We start from the raw sequence: 19,113 nt of genomic DNA on the forward strand, positions 1-19,113 counted from the left end.
CTGTCGCGGGCTTGCCTGCGAAAAAGCCGGCGCGGACACGCCGTTACCCCGCCTAGGAAAAGTCCACCAGTTGCACCGGCCGCCGGAAGCCGGCCGTCAGCACCGCCAGGTAAGCCAGCCCCAGGGCGAACCAGCACAGGCCAATCACCAGGGTCAACGCCGACAGGCTGGTCCACAACCACAGCGTCAGCCCCAACCCGACCAATGGCACCAAGCCATAGCGCAGCAGCCCTGTTGGAGTGCGATGGGTACGCTCGTCGATCAGGTGCGTGCGCACCACTGCCAGGTTCACCACCGAGAACGCCACCAGCGCACCGAAGCTGATCAGCGATGCCAGGGTCGCCAGATCGATCACCAGTGCCAGCAGCGAAAAGGCCGAGACCAGCACGATGGCGAACACCGGTGTGCCGAAGCGTGGCGACAGGTGGCCGAAAGTGCGCCTTGGCAGCACGCCATCACGGCCCATGGTGAAGAGGATACGTGACACCGCCGCCTGGGAGGCCAGTGCCGAGCCCAGGCTGCCGGCGACGAACGCGGCCGTGAAGAAGTTGGCGAGGAACTGGCCGCCGGCCTTGAGCATCACCTCGTTGGCGGCGGCGTCGACGTTGCTGAATGCGCTGCCTGGCAGCACCAACTGGCTGACATAGGCGAGCACGGTGAACAGCAGCCCGGCACTCAGGGTGGTGAGGATGATCGCCCGCGGTACGTCGCGACGGGCGTCCCTGCATTCCTCGGCCAGTGTCGACACTGCATCGAAGCCCAGGAACGAAAGACACAGCACCGCCGCCCCGGCCATCAACGCCGCGAAGCCCGGGGCACTGCCGTCGCCCCGCAGCGGAGCCAGCATCTCTACCGGTTGTCCGGCGAGGCTCTGATAGGACAGGGCGACGAACACCCCGATGAAGACGATCTGCGCGCCGACGATCAGGTTGCTGGCCTTGGCCACCGAGTGGATGCCGATCACGTTGAGCAGGGTGACCAGGGCAATCGATGCCAGGACGATGCTCCAGGCCGGGATGGCAGGGAAGGCGAGGTTGAGGAAAAGGCCGATGAGCAGGTAGTTGATCATCGGGATGAACAGGTAGTCGAGCAGCAACGACCAGCCGGCCAGGAAGCCGATATTCGGACCGAAGGCGAGGTTTGTATAGGAGTATGCCGAGCCTGCGACCGGAAAACGCTTGACCATGAAGCTGTAGGACGTGGCGGTGAACAGCATCGCTAGCAGGGTGACGAGATAGGCACCTGCGGTGCGCCCGCCCGTGATCTCGGTGACGATGCCGTAGGTGGTGAAGATGGTCAGCGGGACCATGTACACCAGGCCGAAGAACACCAGTGCGGGGAGGCCGAGCACGCGGCGCAGTTGTGGTGCTGGCGCCTCGGCGGAAGAGGAGGGTGTGTGGGCCATCGATCGATCCTGGCTTTTTGTAATTGTGTAGATCGATTTTTATCCAGGCGACTGGACGATGACAAACAAAGAGTTGCTTATCTCAATTATAAATATGGATTTTAATCGAGCATCTGGACGCGTATTCGCGGCCAGATCCGCGAATACGCAGAGATCATGCTCAGCGCATCTCGGCGCGCAGCTGCTCGATGCGTTGATCCTTGTCTTCCCACAACTGGTTCACCCACGCCTGAACCTGCTGCCGGAACGCCGGATCGCTCTCGTAGTCGCCTTCACACAGGGTGCGGTCCAGCTCACGCACCTGAATGTCGATGGTCACCCGGCTGATGCTGCCATTGAGCAGGTCCCAGAAGCCCGGCGCCTTGTTGCCGGGGTAGACGATGGTCACATCGAGCAGGGCATCGAGTTGGTCGCCCAGTGCGGCGAGCACGAAGGCCACGCCGCCAGCCTTGGGCTTGAGCAGGTGGCGGTACGGCGACTGCTGTTGTGCGCGCTTGGCTTCGGTGAAGCGCGTGCCTTCAAGGTAGTTGACCACGGTCACCGGCTGGCGCTTGAACAGCTCACAGGCTGCCTTGGTGATTTCCAGGTCCTTGCCCTTGAGTTCGGGGTGCTTGTCGAGGAAGGCCTTGCTGTAGCGCTTCATGAAGGGGTAGTCCAGCGCCCACCAGGCCAGGCCCAGCAGCGGCACCCAGATCAGCTCCTTCTTGAGGAAGAACTTGAAGAACGGCACCCGGCGGTTGAGGCTTTCGATCAGCGCGGGAATGTCGACCCAGCTCTGGTGGTTGCTGATGCACAGGTAGGAGGTGTTCGGGTTCAGGTTCTCGATGCCACGGATGTCCCATTGCGTGGGGATGCACAGGGCGAAGATGGCCTTGTCGATTTCCGACCAGGTCTCGGCGATCCACATCACCGCCCAGGAGGCATAGTCGCGGCCACGGCCGGGCAGCACCAGCTTGAGCAGGGCGAAGACCAGCAGCGGCCCGATCAGCACCAGGGTGTTGAGCAGCAGCAGGGCTGTTGTGAGAATGCCGGTCAGCAGGCGACGCATAAGGAGACTCTTGTTGTGTGAAATTTGCGGTTGGCAATGATAAGCAGGGCGAGGCCCTACGCCAAACGTCCAGTGCCCAATGGAAGGCACAAATGTTTCACATTATGTTGGATAGGCTATGACAACGAACCTATCCTGCCCGCGTAGTCTAAGCACTGTCTCATCTCAAGGAATGCTTCCCGTGAAACCACTGCTTGCCCTCCTGTCACTGCTGGCGCTGCCGGTGATGGCCGCCGAGCCGACACTCTATGGCCGCTACGAGTACATCAAGCTCCCCGAGATCGGCCAGACCCTCAAGGCCAAGATGGATACTGGCGCGCTGACCGCTTCGTTGTCGGCCAAGGATATCGAAACCTTCACCCGCGACGGCGAGGATTGGGTGCGATTCCGCCTGGCGACCAAGGACGCCGACGGCAAGGTCTACGAGCACAAGGTGGCGCGCATCAGCAAGATCAAGGCCCGCTCGGGCGATGAAGACGACGAGGACGAACCGGCCGAGGCCGCCCGCCGCCCGGTGGTGGACCTGGAGCTGTGCCTGGGCGACGTCAAGCGCACGGTGGAGGTCAACCTGACCGACCGCAGCAACTTCAACTACCCGCTGCTGATCGGCGCCAAGGCGCTGCGTGAGTTCAAGGCGGCGGTGAACCCGGCGCGGCGCTATACCGCAGACAAACCGGACTGCTGATCTTCCGGGCTGGCCTCTCGCATGCAAGCTCGCTCCCGCAGGTGCAGCGTCAACCTGCAATTGTGGGAGTGGGCTTGTCCGGCGGTAGGGCCCGGTCGGACAATCGACGACCAGACCCTCAGAGCCTCACCCATGCCCCACATCCTCATCGTCGAAGACGAATCCGCCATCGCCGACACCCTGGTCTACGCCCTCCAGGCCGACGGCCATACCACCACCTGGGTGAACCTGGGCAGCGCCGCGCTCGATCAGATGCGCCAGCGTCCGGCCGACCTGGTCATCCTCGACATCGGCCTGCCCGATATCAGCGGCTTCGAAACCTGTCGCCAGCTGCGCCGCTTCAGCGAGGTGCCGGTGATGTTCCTCAGTGCCCGCGATGGTGAGATCGACCGGGTCGTAGGCTTGGAAATCGGTGCCGACGACTATGTGGTCAAGCCGTTCAGCCCGCGCGAGGTGGCTGCGCGGGTGCGGGCGATCCTCAAGCGCATGGCGCCCCGGGGCGAGGCGGTGGGCGAAGCCCGGCCGTTCGAAGTCGATACGCGGGGTATGCGCATTCTCTACCGGGGCCAGGCGCTGACACTCACCCGCCATGAGTTTCGCCTGTTGCACTGCCTGCTCGAGCAACCCCGGCGGGTGTTCAGCCGCGAGCAACTGCTCGACGGCCTGGGCGTGTCCTCGGATGCCGGTTACGAACGTACCGTCGATAGCCATATCAAGAGCCTGCGCGCCAAGCTGCGCCAGGTCGTGGCCGACGCCGAGCCGATCCAGACCCATCGCGGCCTGGGCTACAGCTACAGCCCGGATCACGCCTGATGCGCCTGGGGATCCGGATCTTTCTGGTGTACTTCCTGTTCGTCGGGTTGTCGGGTTACTTCCTGCTCAATACCGTGCGCGAACAGATTCGCCCGGTGGTGCGCCAGTCTTCCGAGGAAACCCTGGTGGACACCGCCAACCTGTTGGCAGAAATCCTTCACGATGACGTCAAGGCCGGCACGCTTGGGCAAAGTCGTCTGCCGCAAGTGCTCGAATCCTACGGGCAGCGCCGCCCGGGTGCCGATATCTGGGGGCTGGCGAAAAACCAGGTCAGTCACCGGATCTATGTCACCGACGCCCAAGGCATCGTCCTGCTCGACTCCAGTGGCCAGGCACTGGGCAAGGATTACTCGCGCTGGAACGACGTCTACCTGACCCTGCGCGGCCAGTATGGCGCGCGTTCGACCCGCAGCGATCCGGACGACGAAAGCACCTCGGTGATGCATGTGGCGGCACCGATCATGGATAACGGCCAGGTCATCGGTGTGGTGACGGTGGCCAAGCCCAACAGTTCGCTGCAACCCTATATCGACCGCTCCGAGCAACGTTTGCTGACGCTCGGCCTGGGCTTGATCGTGCTCGGGCTGCTGGTGGGTGCGGCGCTGTCCTGGTGGCTGGCGCGGTCGTTGCGCCGCCTCACCCGCTACGCCCAGGCGGTGAGTGAGGGCGAGCGCGCGGCGCTGCCGCACTACAAGGGCGGCGAACTGCTGCAACTGGCCACGGCGGTGGAGCGCATGCGCACGCAGTTGGAGGGCAAGGCGTATGTCGAGCGCTATGTGCATACCCTCACCCATGAGCTGAAGAGCCCACTGGCGGCGATTCGCGGGGCTTCCGAGCTGTTGCAGGGGCCGATGCCGGATGAGCAGCGGGCGCGTTTTGCCAGCAATATCGAGCGTGAGAGCGAGCGTTTGCAGCAGATGATCGAGCGCTTGCTCAACCTGGCGCGGGTCGAGCAGATGCAGGCGCTGGAGGATGAGCAGCAGGTGCCGCTTGCGGCACTGCTCGACGAGTTGCTGCACGGGTATGCGGCGCGGATCGACAGTGCCGGATTGCAGATCCGGCAACAGGTGCCGGGTGGTGTGTTGTTGCTGTGCGACCCCTTCCTGTTGCGCCAGGCGCTGGCGAACCTGGTGGACAACGCACTCGACTTCACGCCGGCCGGCGGCACGTTGTCGTTCGAGTGGGTGCAGGAGGGCGAACGGGTTGCGTTGAGTCTGTTCAACCAGGGGGAGGCGATTCCGGATTACGCCATCGAGCGGGTCAGCGAGCGCTTCTATTCCTTGCCGCGGCCAGGGACCGGACGCAAGAGCACCGGGCTTGGGCTCAACTTTGTCGACGAAGTGATGCAGCTGCATGGTGGAGCGCTGGCGGTCGATAACGTCGACGGCGGGGTGCGGGTCAGGCTTTGGCTGCCTGCGCGGCGCATGGGCTGATTCCGGCGCCGGATTCGAGACCGGCTCGCCATCTCCACACAATCTGCACAAACCCTCCCCATTGTCTCCATGTGATGGGCGCAACCTGCGCCCATCACAACCGGAGCCAACGCCCCATGAACAAGCCCCTGAGTTTCAAGCTCGGCATGATCGTCCTGCTGATGCTGCTGTTATTGATCCCTCTGTTGATGATCGGTGGCCTGATCGATGAACGCCAGGCCGCGCGCGATAGCGTGCTGCAGGACATCGCCCAGAGCTCGAGCTTCGACCAGCAGATCAGCGGCCCGCTGCTGGTGGTGCCGTACCGCAAGTACCAGCGCCGCTGGATCGACAAGGACGGCAAGAGTGTGCAGGAAACCAGCACTGTCAGCGGCCACCTGTACTTCCTGCCGGAAACCTTCGAGGTCGCCAGCCAGGTCGATACCGAGCTGCGCGCCCGTGGCATCTACCAGGCGCGGTTGTTCCATGCCAAGAACCATGTCAGTGGCCGCTTCAAGCTGCCCGAGCGCTGGGGTATCGACAAGGACTACGACGACTACCGGTTCGACAAACCGTTCATGGTCGTGGGCATCAGCGATATTCGTGGCATCGAGAACGCCTTGGAACTGAGCCTCGACGATCAGCGCCTGCCGTTCGAAGCAGGCACCGGCCTGGACTGGATGGCCGGTGGCGTGCGCGTCGCTCTGCCGGGGCTGGATGGCCAGGCTGCCCGCGAGTTCAGTTATGCCTTCGACCTGGCGCTGCAGGGCACCGGACAACTCCATGTACTGCCAGTGGGGCGCAGCAGCCGGGTCGAGATGCGCGCCAACTGGCCCCATCCGAGCTTCATCGGCAACTACTTGCCGGCCAGCCGTGAGATCGATGCCCAGGGCTTCACCGCGCGCTGGCAGACCTCGTTCTTTGCCACCAACCTGGAAGACGCGCTGCGCCAATGCGCCGGTGCGGACAAGTGCGCGGATTTCAGTGGGCGCACCTTTGGTGTGAGCTTCGTCGATCCGGTGGACCAGTACCTCAAGAGCGAACGTGCGATCAAGTACGCGCTGCTGTTCATCGCGCTGACCTTTGCCGGCTTCTTCCTGTTCGAGGTGTTGAAGAACCTCAGCGTGCACCCGATGCAGTACATGCTGGTGGGGGCGGCGCTGGCGCTGTTCTATCTGTTGCTGCTGTCACTGTCGGAACACCTGGGTTTCGGCTTGGCGTACGGCTTGTCGGCGGCGGCCTGTGTGCTGCTGATCGGCTTCTACTTGAGCCATGTGCTGCACAGCCCGGTGCGCGGGGCGGGTTTTGCGCTGGGGTTGGCGGCGCTGTATGGCCTGCTCTACGGGCTGCTGAGTGCCGAGGACTATGCGCTGCTGATGGGCTCGCTGCTGTGTTTTGGCTTGCTCGGGGTGTTCATGGTGCTGACCCGGCGGCTGGACTGGTCGCGGGTGGGGAGGGTGGCATGAGGGAGGACAAGGCGATCGGGCGCTGGTTGGCGGTTCGGGTGGGGATGTTGTTTCCTGCCAGGTCGGGTTGAGGCATTCACGGGCAAGTCGTCGCTCCGACTTGTCCGTGAACGGGGGCTTCAGGCTACCGGCACTGTAGCCAGCATCGATGGCCGCTGGCACACCTGGGCATACCATGCAGCCAGCCCAGGCTGTTGTTCACGCCAGCCGAACTCCGGCTGGCGCAGGTCCAGGTAGCCCAGCGCGCAGGCCACGCCGATCGAGGCGATGTCGAAGCCGGAGGCGATCTCTGCCAGGTGATGCTGCTCAAGATCCGCCAGGCCTCGGCGGATCTTCGCTGACTGCGCCTGCAGCCAGCCATCCCAGCGCTTGTCCTCAGGACGCAGGAAGCTTTCATAGCGGCTCGACACCGCCGCATCCATGATCGCATCGGCCTGGGAGGCCAGGGTCAGGCGCCGCCAGCGCGCCGAGCCCTCGCGGGGAACCAGCGGGTTACCGACGTGCTGGGTGTCGAGGTACTCGCAGATCACCCGGCTGTCGTGCAGCACGCTGCCGTCGTCCAGGCGCAGGGCCGGGATCTTGCCGATCGGATTGTCCTGGTTGAGCTGCTCGTCACCGCTCACCGGGCTGATGTTGACGGGTTGCAGGGTCACGCGGGCCAGCTGGTCGGTCTCGTGCAACACCACCATGACCTTGCGCACGAACGGCGACAGCGGCGAATGGAACAGGATCATGGGTCAGTTACCCTGCAGGCTGGGGGGCAGGCACACGCCGGTGCCACCGATGCCGCAGTAGCCTTCGGGGTTCTTGGCCAGGTACTGCTGGTGGTAGGCCTCGGCGAAGTAGACGGTCGGCGCCTGGTCGATCTCGGTGGTGATCTCGCCGAAACCGGCCTTGCTCAGCTCGGCCTGGAAGGCATCGCGGCTGGCCTTGGCCTGCTCCAGTTGCTCCGGCGAGGTGCAATAGATGGCCGAACGGTACTGGGTGCCGATGTCGTTGCCCTGGCGCATGCCCTGGGTCGGGTTGTGCAGTTCCCAGAACATCGCCAGCAGTTCGCGGTAGCTGACCTTGTCCTTGTCGAACACCACCAGCACCACCTCGGTGTGGCCGGTCAGGCCCGAGCAGACCTCTTCGTAGGTCGGGTTGGGGGTGAAACCGCCGGCGTAGCCGACCACGGTGCTGACCACGCCTTCACGCTGCCAGAAACGTCGTTCGGCGCCCCAGAAGCAGCCCAGGCCGAAGATGGCGAAGTCGATGCTGCCTTCGAAGAATGGGCCGAGCAGCGGGGTGCCTTCGAACACGTAGTGGAATTCGGGCAGGGACATAGGGGTTTCGCGGCCAGGCAGGGCCTGTTCCGCGGTGGGCAGGACGTTTTTGTTCACGAGGATTTCCGAGCGCAGGACCATGATTGTTCCTCTGTCTGACAGTGGGAGCGGTTGTGGCTTGTTCGCGGGCAAGCCCGCTCCTACAGGGGTTGCTGTGGGAGCGGGCTTGCCCGCGAAGAGGCCCGCATGGCCCCTATAGTGCCCGAGGTTTACGCGCCTGTCAGGCCACCGGCCCGCGCGGATAGCGCCTGAGCTTGTCGACCAGCTCGCGCCCGGGGATCGGCCGGTCGAACAGGTAGCCCTGGCCGACGTCGCAGCGGTGGCGACGCAGGAACGCCAGCTGTTCGGAGGTCTCGATGCCTTCGGCGACCACCTTGAGCTTGAGGTTGTGGGCCATGGCCACCACCGCCGAGGTGATCTCCATGTCGTCCTGGTTGGCGGGAATCTCGCTGATGAAGCTGCGATCGATCTTGATGATGTCGATGGGAAACTTCTTCAGGTAGCTCAGCGATGAATAGCCCGTACCGAAGTCATCCATGGCCAGGGTCAGACCCAGCTGCTTGAGCTCGTCGAGCTGGCGCCGGGTGTCTTCGGTGGCCTCCAGCAGCAGGCCCTCGGTCAGCTCCAGTTCCAGCAGGTGCGGGGGCAGCGCTTCTTCCTTGAGAATGGCACCGATCGAGCTGACCAGCTCGGGGTCGGAGAACTGCTTGGGCGACAGGTTGATCGCCACGTGCAGATTGCCCATGCCGGCCTCGCGCAGCTCCTGGCTCATGCGGCACGACTGGCGCACCACCCATTTACCGATGGGGATGATCAGGCCGGTCTCTTCGGCCACGCTGATGAACTGGTCGGGGCGGATCATGCCGCGCTCGGGGTGGTTCCAGCGCAGCAGCGCCTCCAGGCCCAACAGGCGACCGCTGCGCAGGCACAGCTTGGGTTGGTAGAAGACCTCCAGCTCGTTCTGGGTCAGGGCCCGGCGCAGGTTGTTCTCGACGAACAGCTTGTAGCTGGCCTCGGCGTTGAGCACTTCGGTGAACACCTGGACCTGATGCTTGCCGTTGGCCTTGGCCTTGTGCAGGGCCAGGCCTGCGTTCTTCATCAGGGTCTGCGGGTCGGCGCCGTGCAGGGGCGCGCAGGCCAGGCCCACTGAGGCGGTGACGTTGATCAGCTGGTTGTCGACGAACATGGGCTTGTCGAGGGTGCGCAGCAACTGCTGGGCGATGTTCTGGCCGTCTTCGAGGCCGGTGTCGTCCAGCAGCACGGCGAACTCGTTGCTGGCAAAGCGCGCCAGGCTGCCACCGCTGCTTAGGCTGTTGCGCAGACGGCGGGCAAGGCTGATCAGCAGCTTGTCGCCGGTCTGGTGGCCGAGGCTGTCGTTGATGCGCTTGAAGTTATCGATGTCGACCAGCAGCAGGCAGATCGGGCTGTCGCCGTCGCGGGCGAAGCGTTCGTCGAGGCTGCGGATGAACGCCGGGCGATTGCCCAGGCTGGTGAGGTTGTCGGTGTAGGCCAGGCGCTCGATGCGTTGCTGGGCAAGCTTGCTCTGGGTGACGTCTTCGTAGATGCCGATGTAGTGGGTCAACTCGCGGTTGTCGCCATACACCTTGGAAATCGACAACTGGCCCCAGTAGGGTTCCAGGCTCTTGCGCCGGCTCTTGAATTCACCTTGCCAGCTGTTGCCCATGGCCAGGCTCGACGGTGAGTCGAACAGGATCTGGCTGAGGTTTTCCAGTGCCGGCAGCTCGGCCAGGTGGTGGCCCTGCACTTCGTCGGTGCTGTACTGGGTAATGGCGGTGAAGCTTGGGTTGACGTACTCCACCACACCGTCGCGATTGACCAGCAGGAAGGCGCTAGCGCTCTGCTCTACCGCACGCTGGAACAGGTGCAGGGCGCTGGTGGCGGTGCGGCGGTTGTGGTTGGTGATGACCTGGGCGAACTGGTCGGCCAGCTCGCCGGCAAAGGCGATTTCGTCGGACTGCCAGGCCCGCGGCTGGCCGGTCTGCTCCAGGCAGAGCACGCCGACCACCTGGCCGTCGACGCGGATGCTGGCATCGAGCATGGCATTGTCGGCGGTGCTGAGCAGGCCCTGGACCATGTCCCGGGTGCGTGGGTCATGGCTGGCGTTGTGGGCGTCGATGGCGCGGCTGGCGTGCAGGGCGTCGAGGTAATCCGGGTAGTGGCTGGCGTCGATCGGCTGCGGCAGGCGGTGGGCCTGCTCGTGCTGGAACCAGGCGGTGATCGGTTCCAGGCGTTGCTCGTTGAGGTACCAGATGCTGGCGCAGTCGAGCTTGTAGATTTCGCAGGCGCTGCGGGTGATCAGTTCGGCCGCTTCGAGCAGCGAGTTGCTGGCGCTGTAGCGCTGGCGTGCCAGGCGCAGGATCAGGTCCTGCTGGGCACGCACCCGCTCCAGGTGCTCGAGTTGCTCCTGTTGGGCGCGCTGGTTGAGTTGCAGGGCCAGTTGCAGGCGGCTGTTGCGTGACTCGAGATCGTTTGCGTCCTGGCTCGGGATTTCTTCTGCCTGGTCGTCCAGCACCGTGAGGTAGCCGCGCAGCAGTTGGCGGTTGTGCTGCTTGTAGGCCTCGCCGACCTCCAGCAAGCGCAGGGGCCCGGAGCCGGCGTGCAGGGTATAGCGCACGCGGTAGTGGTTGCGCCGCGCCAGCTGCAGTTGGATCTCGTCGTGCAGCTTGTAGCGCGCTTCAGGCTCCATGAGGCTGGCATAGGGCGAGCCGATCAGGGCACAGAGTTCGGCTGCGGGCAGGCCGAACTGGCGATCGCAGCCCGGGTCGAGGTAGAGCATGGCCCAACTGGCTTCGTTCAGCCGCTCGAAACGCAGCATCCCGAGCCGCGAGGGCACGGGTAACTGCGTCACGACCTCGGCCGCCACACGGCTGGCGGCATCGGGTTGGCTTTTCATCGAAGACTCGCTTGAACAAGGCGGTTGGCGCGGTATGCCGCAGGTAAGCGGCGGCGCGTTGAGCAAGGGTGCATCATGTCCCGTGGGCTGGCAAGCGGCCATGTGGGGCAGCGTATGCAGGTTGTCGGCTGGGCGTCGGAAATCTGAAGCTTGCGCGCCTGGCGGCCCTTCATGGGAAGGTTGTTTTCAGGCAAAAAAAGCCCCGCCAGGGGCGGGGTTGAGGTACGAGCGTGGCAGCTCGAAATCGGTCCCGCCTCCCCGGTGAGGGGAGGCGGGGTGCAGCATTACAGCAGCAGCGTGCGGATGTCCGTCAGCAGGTCGCCCAGGCGCTTGGTGAAGCGCGCAGCGGCAGCGCCGTTGATCACACGGTGATCGTAGGACAGCGACAGCGGCAGCATCAGCTTCGGCTGGAAGGCCTTGCCGTCCCAGACTGGCTGGATGGTCGCCTTGGAAACACCGAGGATCGCCACTTCCGGCGCGTTGACGATCGGCGTGAAGCCGGTGCCGCCAATGTGACCGAGGCTGGAGATGGTGAAGCAGGCACCCTGCATGTCGTCGGCCGACAGCTTCTTGGTGCGGGCTTTTTCAGCCAGCGCAGCTGCTTCGCCAGCCAGTTGCAGCAGGCTCTTCTGATCGACGTTCTTGATCACAGGGACCAGCAGGCCGTCCGGGGTGTCCACGGCGAAGCCGACGTTGACGTACTTCTTGCGGATGATGGCCTTGCCGCTTGGTGCCAGCGAGCTGTTGAAGTCCGGCAGCTCCTTGAGCAGGTGGGCACAGGCCTTGAGCAGCAGCGGCAGGACGGTCAGCTTGACGCCGGCCTTTTCCGCCACGGCTTTCTGCGCAACGCGGAAGGCTTCCAGCTCGGTGATGTCGGCGGAGTCGAACTGGGTCACGTGCGGCACGTTCAGCCAGCTGCGGTGCAGGTTGGCAGCACCGACCTGCATCAGGCGGGTCAGGGCGACTTCCTCGACTTCACCGAACTTGCTGAAGTCCACGGCCGGGATCGGCGGGATGCCAGCACCACCGGTTGCGCCAGCGGCTGCCGGTGCTTCCTTGGCCTTCTGCATCATGGCCTTGACGTAGACCTGCACGTCTTCTTTCAGGATGCGGCCGTGCGGGCCGGTGGCGGCAACAGCACCCAGGTCGACACCGAATTCACGAGCCAGCTGACGAACGGCAGGGCCTGCGTGAACCTTGGCATTGCTGCCAGCGGCCGGTGCGGTAGCAACCGGTGCAGGGGCAGCAGCTGGGGCGGCAGCGGCGGGTGCGGCAGCCGGAGCAGCCTCGGCCTTGGCGGCTGCCGGGGCAGCAGCTGGTGCCGGAGCGGCCGCAGGCGCGGCGCCTGCGACTTTCAGCTTGAAGATCAGGTCGCCAGTGCCGACTTCGTCTTCCAGCTTGCACAGGACTTCTTCGACCACGCCGGCGGCAGGCGATGGGATCTCCATGGAAGCCTTGTCGGATTCCAGGGTGATCAGCGACTGGTCGGCTTCGACGGTATCGCCGACCTTGACCAGCACTTCGATGATCTTGGCCTTGCCCGACGAGCCGATATCCGGCACGTGGATGTCCTGCACGCTGGCGGCAGCCGGTGCTGCGGCAGGTGCCGGAGCAGGGGCGGCTTCAGCGGCGGGTGCAGCGGCCGCAGGGGCAGCAGCCGGGGCGGCGGCCGGAGCCTCAGGCGCCGCAGCGGCGCCCTCGGCTTCCAGGACCAGCAGTTCGTCGCCTTCTTTCAGGCGGTCGCCCAGCTTGACCTTCAGCTCCTTGATGACGCCGGCCTTGGGGGCCGGGATCTCCATGGAAGCCTTGTCCGACTCCAGGGTCAGCAGGCTCTGGTCCGCTTCGATGCGGTCGCCGACCTTGACGAACAGCTCGATGATTTCACCTTCACCGCTGCCGATGTCAGGTACGCGAATGAGTTCGCTCACTTAAGTTACTCCTCAGCAGTCCAGTGGGTTGCGCTTGTCCGGGTCGATGCCGAACTTGACGATGGCGTCAGCGACAACCTTCGGTTCGATCTCGCCACGGTCAGCCAGGGCTTCCAGGGCAGCCAGCACCACGAAGTGACGGTCGACTTCGAAGAAGTGACGCAGCTTCTTGCGGCTGTCGCTGCGACCGTAGCCATCGGTACCCAGGACCTTGAACTCTTTGCTTGGTACCCACTGACGAATCTGCTCGGCGAACAGCTTCATGTAGTCGGTGGAGGCGATGACCGGACCCTTGCGACCGCTCAGGCACTGCTCGACGTAGGTCTGCTGTGGCTTCTGGCCAGGCTTGAGGCGGTTGGCGCGTTCCACGGCCAGGCCGTCGCGACGCAGTTCGTTGAAGCTGGTGACGCTCCATACATCGGCACCGATGTTGAACTCTTCACGCAGGATCTTCGCCGCTTCGCGGACTTCGCGCAGGATGGTGCCGGAGCCCATCAGCTGAACGTGGTGCGCGGCTTCGCGGGTGTCTTCTTCCAGCAGGTACATGCCCTTGATGATGCCTTCCTCGGCACCGGCCGGGATGGCAGGCTGCTGGTAGGATTCGTTCATCACGGTGATGTAGTAGAAGATGTCCTGTTGCTCTTCGGTCATCTTCTTCATGCCGTCCTGGATGATCACCGCCAGCTCGTAGCCGTAGGTCGGATCGTAGGTGCGGCAGTTCGGGATGGTGCCCGCCATCATGTGGCTGTGACCGTCTTCGTGCTGCAGGCCTTCGCCGTTCAGCGTGGTACGGCCGGCGGTACCGCCGATCAGGAAGCCACGGGTGCGGCTGTCGCCAGCGGCCCAGGCCAGGTCGCCGATACGCTGGAAGCCGAACATCGAGTAGAAGATGTAGAACGGCAGCATCGGCTGGTTGTGGCAGCTGTACGAGGTACCGGCAGCGATGAAGGACGACATGGCGCCGGCTTCGTTGATGCCTTCTTCCAGGATCTGGCCCTTCTTGTCCTCGCGGTAGAACATCACCTGGTCTTTATCGACTGGCTCGTAGAGCTGGCCGACCGACGAGTAGATGCCCAGCTGGCGGAACATGCCTTCCATACCGAAGGTACGGGCTTCGTCCGGGATGATCGGGACGATGCGCTGGCCGATTTCCTTGTCCTTGACCAGTTGCGCCAGGATGCGCACGAAGGCCATGGTGGTGGAGATTTCGCGGTCGCCCGAGCCGTCGAGGATCGCCTTGAGCGTCTCCAGTGGCGGGGTCGGCACGCTGAAGCTCTTGGCGCGGCGTTGTGGCACGAAGCCACCCAGTGCGGCGCGACGCTCGGCCAGGTACTTGGCTTCGGCAGAACCTTCTTCAGGCTTGAAGAACGGCAGGTTCTCGAGGTCGGCGTCCTTGACCGGAATGTCGAAGCGGTCGCGGAAGTGACGCAGGCTGTCGACGTCGACTTTCTTGGTGTTGTGCGCGGTGTTCTTGGCTTCGCCAGCACCGGTACCGTAACCCTTGATGGTCTTGGCCAGGATGACGGTCGGCTGCTCTTTGTGGTTCACAGCCTGGTGGTACGCCGCGTAGACCTTGTACGGGTCGTGGCCGCCACGGTTGAGCTTCCAGATCTCGTCGTCGGACAGGTCTTCGACCATGGCCTTGAGCTCTGGGGTGTTGAAGAAGTTCTCACGGACGTACGCGCCGTCCTTGGCCTTGTAGTTCTGGTACTCGCCGTCGATGACTTCGTCCATGCGGCGCTGCAGGGCACCGTTGGTGTCCTTGGCCAGCAGTGGGTCCCAGAAGCGGCCCCAGACGACCTTGTTGACGTTCCAGCCACCGCCACGGAACACGCCTTCGAGTTCCTGGATGATCTTGCCGTTGCCGCGAACCGGACCGTCGAGGCGCTGCAGGTTGCAGTTGATGACGAAGATCAGGTTGTCCAGCTTCTCGCGGCCGGCCAGGGCGATCGCGCCCAGGGATTCCGGCTCGTCGCACTCGCCGTCACCCATGAAGCACCAGACCTTCTGCTTGCCGGCCGGGATGAAGCCGCGGGCTTCCAGGTACTTCATGAAGCGTGCCTGGTAGATCGCCTGGATCGGACCCAGACCCATCGAAACGGTCGGGAACTGCCAGAAGTCAGGCATCAGCCAGGGGTGCGGGTACGAAGACAGGCCGTTGCCGTCCACTTCCTGGCGGAAGTTGTTCATCTGCTCTTCGCTGATGCGGCCTTCCATGAAGGCGCGGGCGTAGACGCCTGGCGAGGCGTGGCCCTGGAAGAAGATCAGGTCGCCGCCGTGTTCTTCGGTCGGGGCCTGGAAGAAGTAGTTGAAGCCGATGTCGTAGAGGGTGGCGCTGGAGGCGAAGCTCGAGATGTGTCCGCCCAGGTCCGAGTCCTTCAGGTTGGTACGCATGACCATGGCCAAGGCGTTCCAACGCACCATCGAGCGAATGCGGCGTTCCATGAACAGGTCGCCAGGCATGCGTGCTTCGTGGGTGACAGGGATGGTGTTGCGGTATGGCGTGGTGATGGCGTAAGGCAACTGGGAACCACTGCGGGTGGCCAGTTCGCCCATGCGGGTCATCAGGTAATGAGCGCGGTCTTCGCCTTCTTTGTCGAGGACCGACTCCAGGGCATCCAGCCATTCCTGGGTTTCGATAGGATCGAGGTCTTGCATGGCTTGCTCCAGGGCGGAAAGGCAACCAGAATCGGAAGCCTGAGTTTGCGACTGGCCTTTTGGGCAGACGTCGTGAATTCTTGGATTTGCCGGACAGTCATCCGGCGCCGTGTAGTTTTACTACAAATGCTTTGGCATTTCATGCTTTTGAGCAGTCGAGGGAGTAGTAATACTACAGAAAAACGGCTTGTGGCCGCCTTTCGGGTTGTGGAGAAAAACGTTCCTGTTGGTTGGTATTGCACTGGCACAAGAGGTTTCTTGATGTTTCGTACCAATGATTCGAGTTTTTCAGCTATTTACAACTTTTGTATGACAGTCCAACCGCGGCTCGTCCCTCTTTCGCCTGCACCCACCTCTCTCATTCACGCCGATCAAGGATAGACCATGCGCCTGCCTTTGCCGCTCGATCTGCCTGGCGCCCTGCAACCGCTGGTCGCCCGTAACCGACAATTCCTGCAGGAGGCGCTGGCGGCGCATCCGGATCTTGATCCAGACAGTTGGAGCCCGGCGCATCGCCTGCAGTTCGATCAGGTGGCTGCTGCCAGCGATTTCGTCCTCGAGCAGGCGCAGCGCGAACCGGCGACGCTGTTCGAGCTGCTCGCCAGCGGTGAAATGGACCGCACCTATGCTCCCGGCCAACTGCGTGCCCATATAAAAGCCGCCGCCGACGCTGCGCAGAGCGAAGACGAACTTGCGCGCAACCTGCGCCGCGCGCGCAACCGTCAGCAGGTGCGGATCATCTGGCGCGATATCACCCGCCAGGCCGAACTGGGCGAGACCTGCCGCGACCTGTCCGAGCTTGCCGACGCCTCGATCGACGAAGCCTACCAATGGCTGTACCCGCGCCATTGCCAGCAGTTCGGCACGCCGATCGGCAACCGCAGCGGCCTGGCGCAGCACATGGTGGTGCTGGGCATGGGCAAGCTGGGCGCGGTGGAGCTCAACCTGTCGTCGGACATCGACCTGATCTTCGCCTTTCCCGAAGGCGGCGAAACCGAAGGGGTCAAGCGCTCGCTGGATAACCAGGAATTCTTCACCCGCCTGGGCCAGCGCCTGATCAAGGCGCTGGACCCGGTCACCGTCGACGGTTTCGTGTTCCGCGTCGACATGCGCCTGCGCCCCTATGGCTCGGCGGGCGCACTGGTGCTCTCGTTCAATGCCCTGGAGCAGTACTACCAGGACCAGGGGCGTGACTGGGAACGCTACGCCATGATCAAGGCCCGCGTGGTGGCGGGTGACCAGGTGGCCGGGGCGCAATTGCAGGAGATGCTGCGACCGTTCGTCTACCGGCGCTACCTGGATTTCTCCGCCATCGAGGCGCTGCGCACCATGAAGCAGCTGATCCAGCAGGAAGTGCGGCGCAAGGGCATGGCCGAGAACATCAAGCTCGGCGCCGGGGGCATTCGCGAGGTCGAGTTCATCGCCCAGGCGTTCCAGCTGATCCACGGCGGGCGCGACCTGAGCTTGCAGCAACGTCCGCTGCTCAAGGTGCTGGCCACGCTTGAAGGGCAGGGCTACCTGCCGCCGGCAGTGGTGGCCGAGCTGCGCGAGGGGTATGAGTTCCTGCGCTACACCGAACATGCGATCCAGGCCATCGCCGACCGCCAGACCCAGATGCTGCCCGATGCCGAGCTCGATCGTGAACGGGTCGCCTACATCCTTGGCTTTGCCGACTGGCAGGCGTTCCATGACCAACTGATGCAGTGGCGTGGTCGGGTCGACTGGCACTTCCGCCAGGTGATCGCCGACCCGGACGAAGAGGAAGCCGAGGGCGAGCTGGTGGTGGGCGGCGAATGGTCGCCGCTGTGGGAGCAGGCGCAGGACGAGGAGGCCGCTGGCCGCCAACTGGAAGAGGCCGGGTTCAAGCAGTCGGGCGAGGCCCTGCGGCGCTTGGCCGCCTTGCGTGCCAGCCCGTCGCTGCGCTCGATGCAGCGCATTGGCCGGGAACGCCTGGATGCTTTCATTCCGCGCCTGCTGGCGCAGACCGTCGAGCACGACAACCCCGACCTGGTGCTGGAGCGGGTACTGCCGCTGGTGGAGGCGGTCGCGCGGCGTTCGGCCTATCTGGTGTTGCTGACCGAAAACCCTGGAGCCCTGCGTCGTCTGCTGACTCTGTGTGCCGCCAGCCCGTGGATCGCCGAGCAGATCACGCGTTTCCCGCTGCTGCTCGATGAACTGCTCAACGAAGGCCGCCTGTTCAGCCCGCCGCTGGCGCCGGAACTGGCGTCGGAGCTGCGCGAGCGGCTGACGCGCATCCCCGAGGACGACCTGGAACAGCAGATGGAGGCCCTGCGCCACTTCAAGCTGGCGCACAGCCTGCGTGTGGCGGCGTCCGAAATCAGCGGCAACCTGCCCTTGATGAAGGTCAGCGACTATCTGACCTGGCTGGCCGAGGCCATTCTCGACCAGGTGTTGGCGTTGGCCTGGCGTCAGACCGTGGCCCGTCATGGCCAGCCCAAGCGCAGTGATGGAAGCCTGTGCGACCCAAGTTTCATCATCGTCGGCTACGGCAAGGTCGGTGGCATCGAGCTGGGGCATGGCTCGGACCTGGACCTGGTGTTCATCCACGACGGCGATCCGAACGCCGAGACCGATGGCGCCAAGCCCATCGACGGCGCGCAGTTCTTCACCCGTCTGGGCCAGCGCATCATTCACCTGCTGACCACCCAGACCAACTCCGGCCAGCTCTATGATGTGGACATGCGCCTGCGTCCCTCCGGTGCGTCGGGGCTGCTGGTCAGCTCGCTCGGGGCCTTCGAGCGCTACCAACAGAACGAGGCCTGGACCTGGGAGCACCAGGCCCTGGTGCGGGCCCGTGTGCTGGTGGGCTGCAAGCAGGTCGGCAGTGCCTTCGAAACGGTGCGTGCCGGCGTGCTGGGCAAGGCCCGCGATCTCGATGCGCTGCGTCAGGAAGTGAGCGAGATGCGCGCCAAGATGCGCGCCAGCCTGGGCAGCAAGAGTACCGTCGCCGGTACCGCCGACAACGCCTTCGAGCCCGGCCAGCCGTTCGATGTCAAGCAGGATGCCGGTGGTATCGTGGATATCGAATTTATGGTGCAATACGCCGGTTTGGCCTGGTCCCACGATCATCCGGCCCTGCTGCGCTGGACCGATAACATTCGCATCCTCGAAGAGCTGGAGCAGGCCGGATTGATGCCCGCCGAGGACGCGATTTTGTTGCGCGAGGTGTACAAGACCTTCCGCTCCGCCTCGCACCGCCAGGCATTGCAGAAGCAAGCCGGGGTGATCGATGCCGGGCAGCTTGTCGATGAGCGCCGCGAGGTGCGGCGAATCTGGGGTGAGCTGGGTTTGAGCTGATTACCGCGCTGGCTTCGTTCGCGGGCAAGCCCGCTCCTGCAGGTACACCACAGCACTCAAGATCTGTGGGGGCCTGTAGGAGCGGGCTTGCCCGCGAACGAGGCATGTCAGTGGTACACTGTCCGCCACATAGCCTGAATA

Annotated in this window: 12 protein-coding genes; 5 read left to right on the top strand and 7 right to left on the bottom strand. The window is 64.0% G+C overall.

Annotated elements, in window-relative coordinates; translation table 11 throughout:
* Positions 1-52 precede the first annotated feature (52 nt).
* Both AC2CGW_RS12255 and AC2CGW_RS12260 read right to left on the bottom strand, forming a co-directional pair.
* Positions 53-1,405: an APC family permease gene (locus tag AC2CGW_RS12255; protein ID WP_484574090.1), complete on the bottom strand. Its 1,353-nt coding sequence runs from the start codon at positions 1,403-1,405 to the stop codon at positions 53-55.
* 160 nt (positions 1,406-1,565) lie between these two features.
* Positions 1,566-2,453: an acyltransferase gene (locus AC2CGW_RS12260; protein ID WP_186711519.1), complete on the bottom strand. Its 888-nt coding sequence runs from the start codon at positions 2,451-2,453 to the stop codon at positions 1,566-1,568.
* A 181-nt stretch (positions 2,454-2,634) separates the two neighbouring features.
* On the opposite strand from AC2CGW_RS12260, the gene rloA2 reads away from it, so the two are divergent.
* The 4 genes from rloA2 (at position 2,635) to creD (ending at position 6,829) form a co-directional block, all read left to right on the top strand.
* The gene (gene rloA2 / locus AC2CGW_RS12265) at positions 2,635-3,138 is read left to right on the top strand and encodes a retropepsin-like aspartic peptidase RloA2 (RefSeq protein ID WP_484574091.1); all 504 of its coding nucleotides are present in this window, start codon (positions 2,635-2,637) and stop codon (positions 3,136-3,138) included.
* A 132-nt stretch (positions 3,139-3,270) separates the two neighbouring features.
* On the top strand, positions 3,271-3,951 hold the full coding sequence (gene creB / locus AC2CGW_RS12270; RefSeq protein WP_186667481.1) for a two-component system response regulator CreB: 681 nt from the start codon (positions 3,271-3,273) through the stop codon (positions 3,949-3,951).
* Complete coding sequence (creC, locus tag AC2CGW_RS12275; RefSeq protein WP_186711522.1) at positions 3,951-5,384, top strand: two-component system sensor histidine kinase CreC; 1,434 nt, start codon at positions 3,951-3,953, stop codon at positions 5,382-5,384. Before creB ends, creC begins: the two co-directional genes overlap by 1 nt.
* A 116-nt stretch (positions 5,385-5,500) precedes the next feature.
* Positions 5,501-6,829, top strand: a complete 1,329-nt coding sequence (gene creD / locus AC2CGW_RS12280) for a cell envelope integrity protein CreD (protein ID WP_186720155.1) — start codon at positions 5,501-5,503, stop codon at positions 6,827-6,829.
* Positions 6,830-6,948: 119 nt separating this feature from the next.
* On the opposite strand, the gene AC2CGW_RS12285 is transcribed toward creD, so the two are convergent.
* The 5 genes from AC2CGW_RS12285 to aceE form a co-directional block, all read right to left on the bottom strand.
* Positions 6,949-7,563: a glutathione S-transferase gene (locus tag AC2CGW_RS12285; RefSeq protein ID WP_484574092.1), complete on the bottom strand. Its 615-nt coding sequence runs from the start codon at positions 7,561-7,563 to the stop codon at positions 6,949-6,951.
* 3 nt (positions 7,564-7,566) lie between these two features.
* Positions 7,567-8,235, bottom strand: a complete 669-nt coding sequence (gene msrA / locus AC2CGW_RS12290; RefSeq protein ID WP_484574093.1) for a peptide-methionine (S)-S-oxide reductase MsrA — start codon at positions 8,233-8,235, stop codon at positions 7,567-7,569.
* A 139-nt stretch (positions 8,236-8,374) separates the two neighbouring features.
* Positions 8,375-11,068, bottom strand: a complete 2,694-nt coding sequence (locus AC2CGW_RS12295; protein ID WP_186720152.1) for a putative bifunctional diguanylate cyclase/phosphodiesterase — start codon at positions 11,066-11,068, stop codon at positions 8,375-8,377.
* 284 nt (positions 11,069-11,352) lie between these two features.
* Positions 11,353-12,996, bottom strand: coding sequence for a dihydrolipoyllysine-residue acetyltransferase (gene aceF, locus AC2CGW_RS12300; RefSeq protein WP_426352601.1), 1,644 nt, complete (start codon positions 12,994-12,996; stop codon positions 11,353-11,355).
* 12 nt (positions 12,997-13,008) lie between these two features.
* Positions 13,009-15,654: a pyruvate dehydrogenase (acetyl-transferring), homodimeric type gene (gene aceE, locus AC2CGW_RS12305; RefSeq protein WP_054892164.1), complete on the bottom strand. Its 2,646-nt coding sequence runs from the start codon at positions 15,652-15,654 to the stop codon at positions 13,009-13,011.
* A gap of 384 nt (positions 15,655-16,038) precedes the next feature.
* Here aceE and glnE point away from each other — a divergent pair, with 384 nt between their 5' ends.
* Complete coding sequence (gene glnE / locus AC2CGW_RS12310; protein WP_484574094.1) at positions 16,039-18,972, top strand: bifunctional [glutamate--ammonia ligase]-adenylyl-L-tyrosine phosphorylase/[glutamate--ammonia-ligase] adenylyltransferase; 2,934 nt, start codon at positions 16,039-16,041, stop codon at positions 18,970-18,972.
* Positions 18,973-19,113 lie beyond the last annotated feature (141 nt).

It is taken from the genome of Pseudomonas sp. SYWMCR5, assembly GCF_057197165.1.

Coding starts and splice junctions, on each gene's coding strand:
- AC2CGW_RS12255 (WP_484574090.1), bottom strand. CDS start 1,405: ATGGCCCACACACCCTCCTCTTCCGCCGAGGCGCCAGCACCACAACTG.
- AC2CGW_RS12260 (WP_186711519.1), bottom strand. CDS start 2,453: ATGCGTCGCCTGCTGACCGGCATTCTCACAACAGCCCTGCTGCTGCTC.
- creB (WP_186667481.1), top strand. CDS start 3,271: ATGCCCCACATCCTCATCGTCGAAGACGAATCCGCCATCGCCGACACC.
- creC (WP_186711522.1), top strand. CDS start 3,951: ATGCGCCTGGGGATCCGGATCTTTCTGGTGTACTTCCTGTTCGTCGGG.
- creD (WP_186720155.1), top strand. CDS start 5,501: ATGAACAAGCCCCTGAGTTTCAAGCTCGGCATGATCGTCCTGCTGATG.
- AC2CGW_RS12285 (WP_484574092.1), bottom strand. CDS start 7,563: ATGATCCTGTTCCATTCGCCGCTGTCGCCGTTCGTGCGCAAGGTCATG.
- msrA (WP_484574093.1), bottom strand. CDS start 8,235: ATGGTCCTGCGCTCGGAAATCCTCGTGAACAAAAACGTCCTGCCCACC.
- AC2CGW_RS12295 (WP_186720152.1), bottom strand. CDS start 11,068: ATGAAAAGCCAACCCGATGCCGCCAGCCGTGTGGCGGCCGAGGTCGTG.
- aceE (WP_054892164.1), bottom strand. CDS start 15,654: ATGCAAGACCTCGATCCTATCGAAACCCAGGAATGGCTGGATGCCCTG.
- glnE (WP_484574094.1), top strand. CDS start 16,039: ATGCGCCTGCCTTTGCCGCTCGATCTGCCTGGCGCCCTGCAACCGCTG.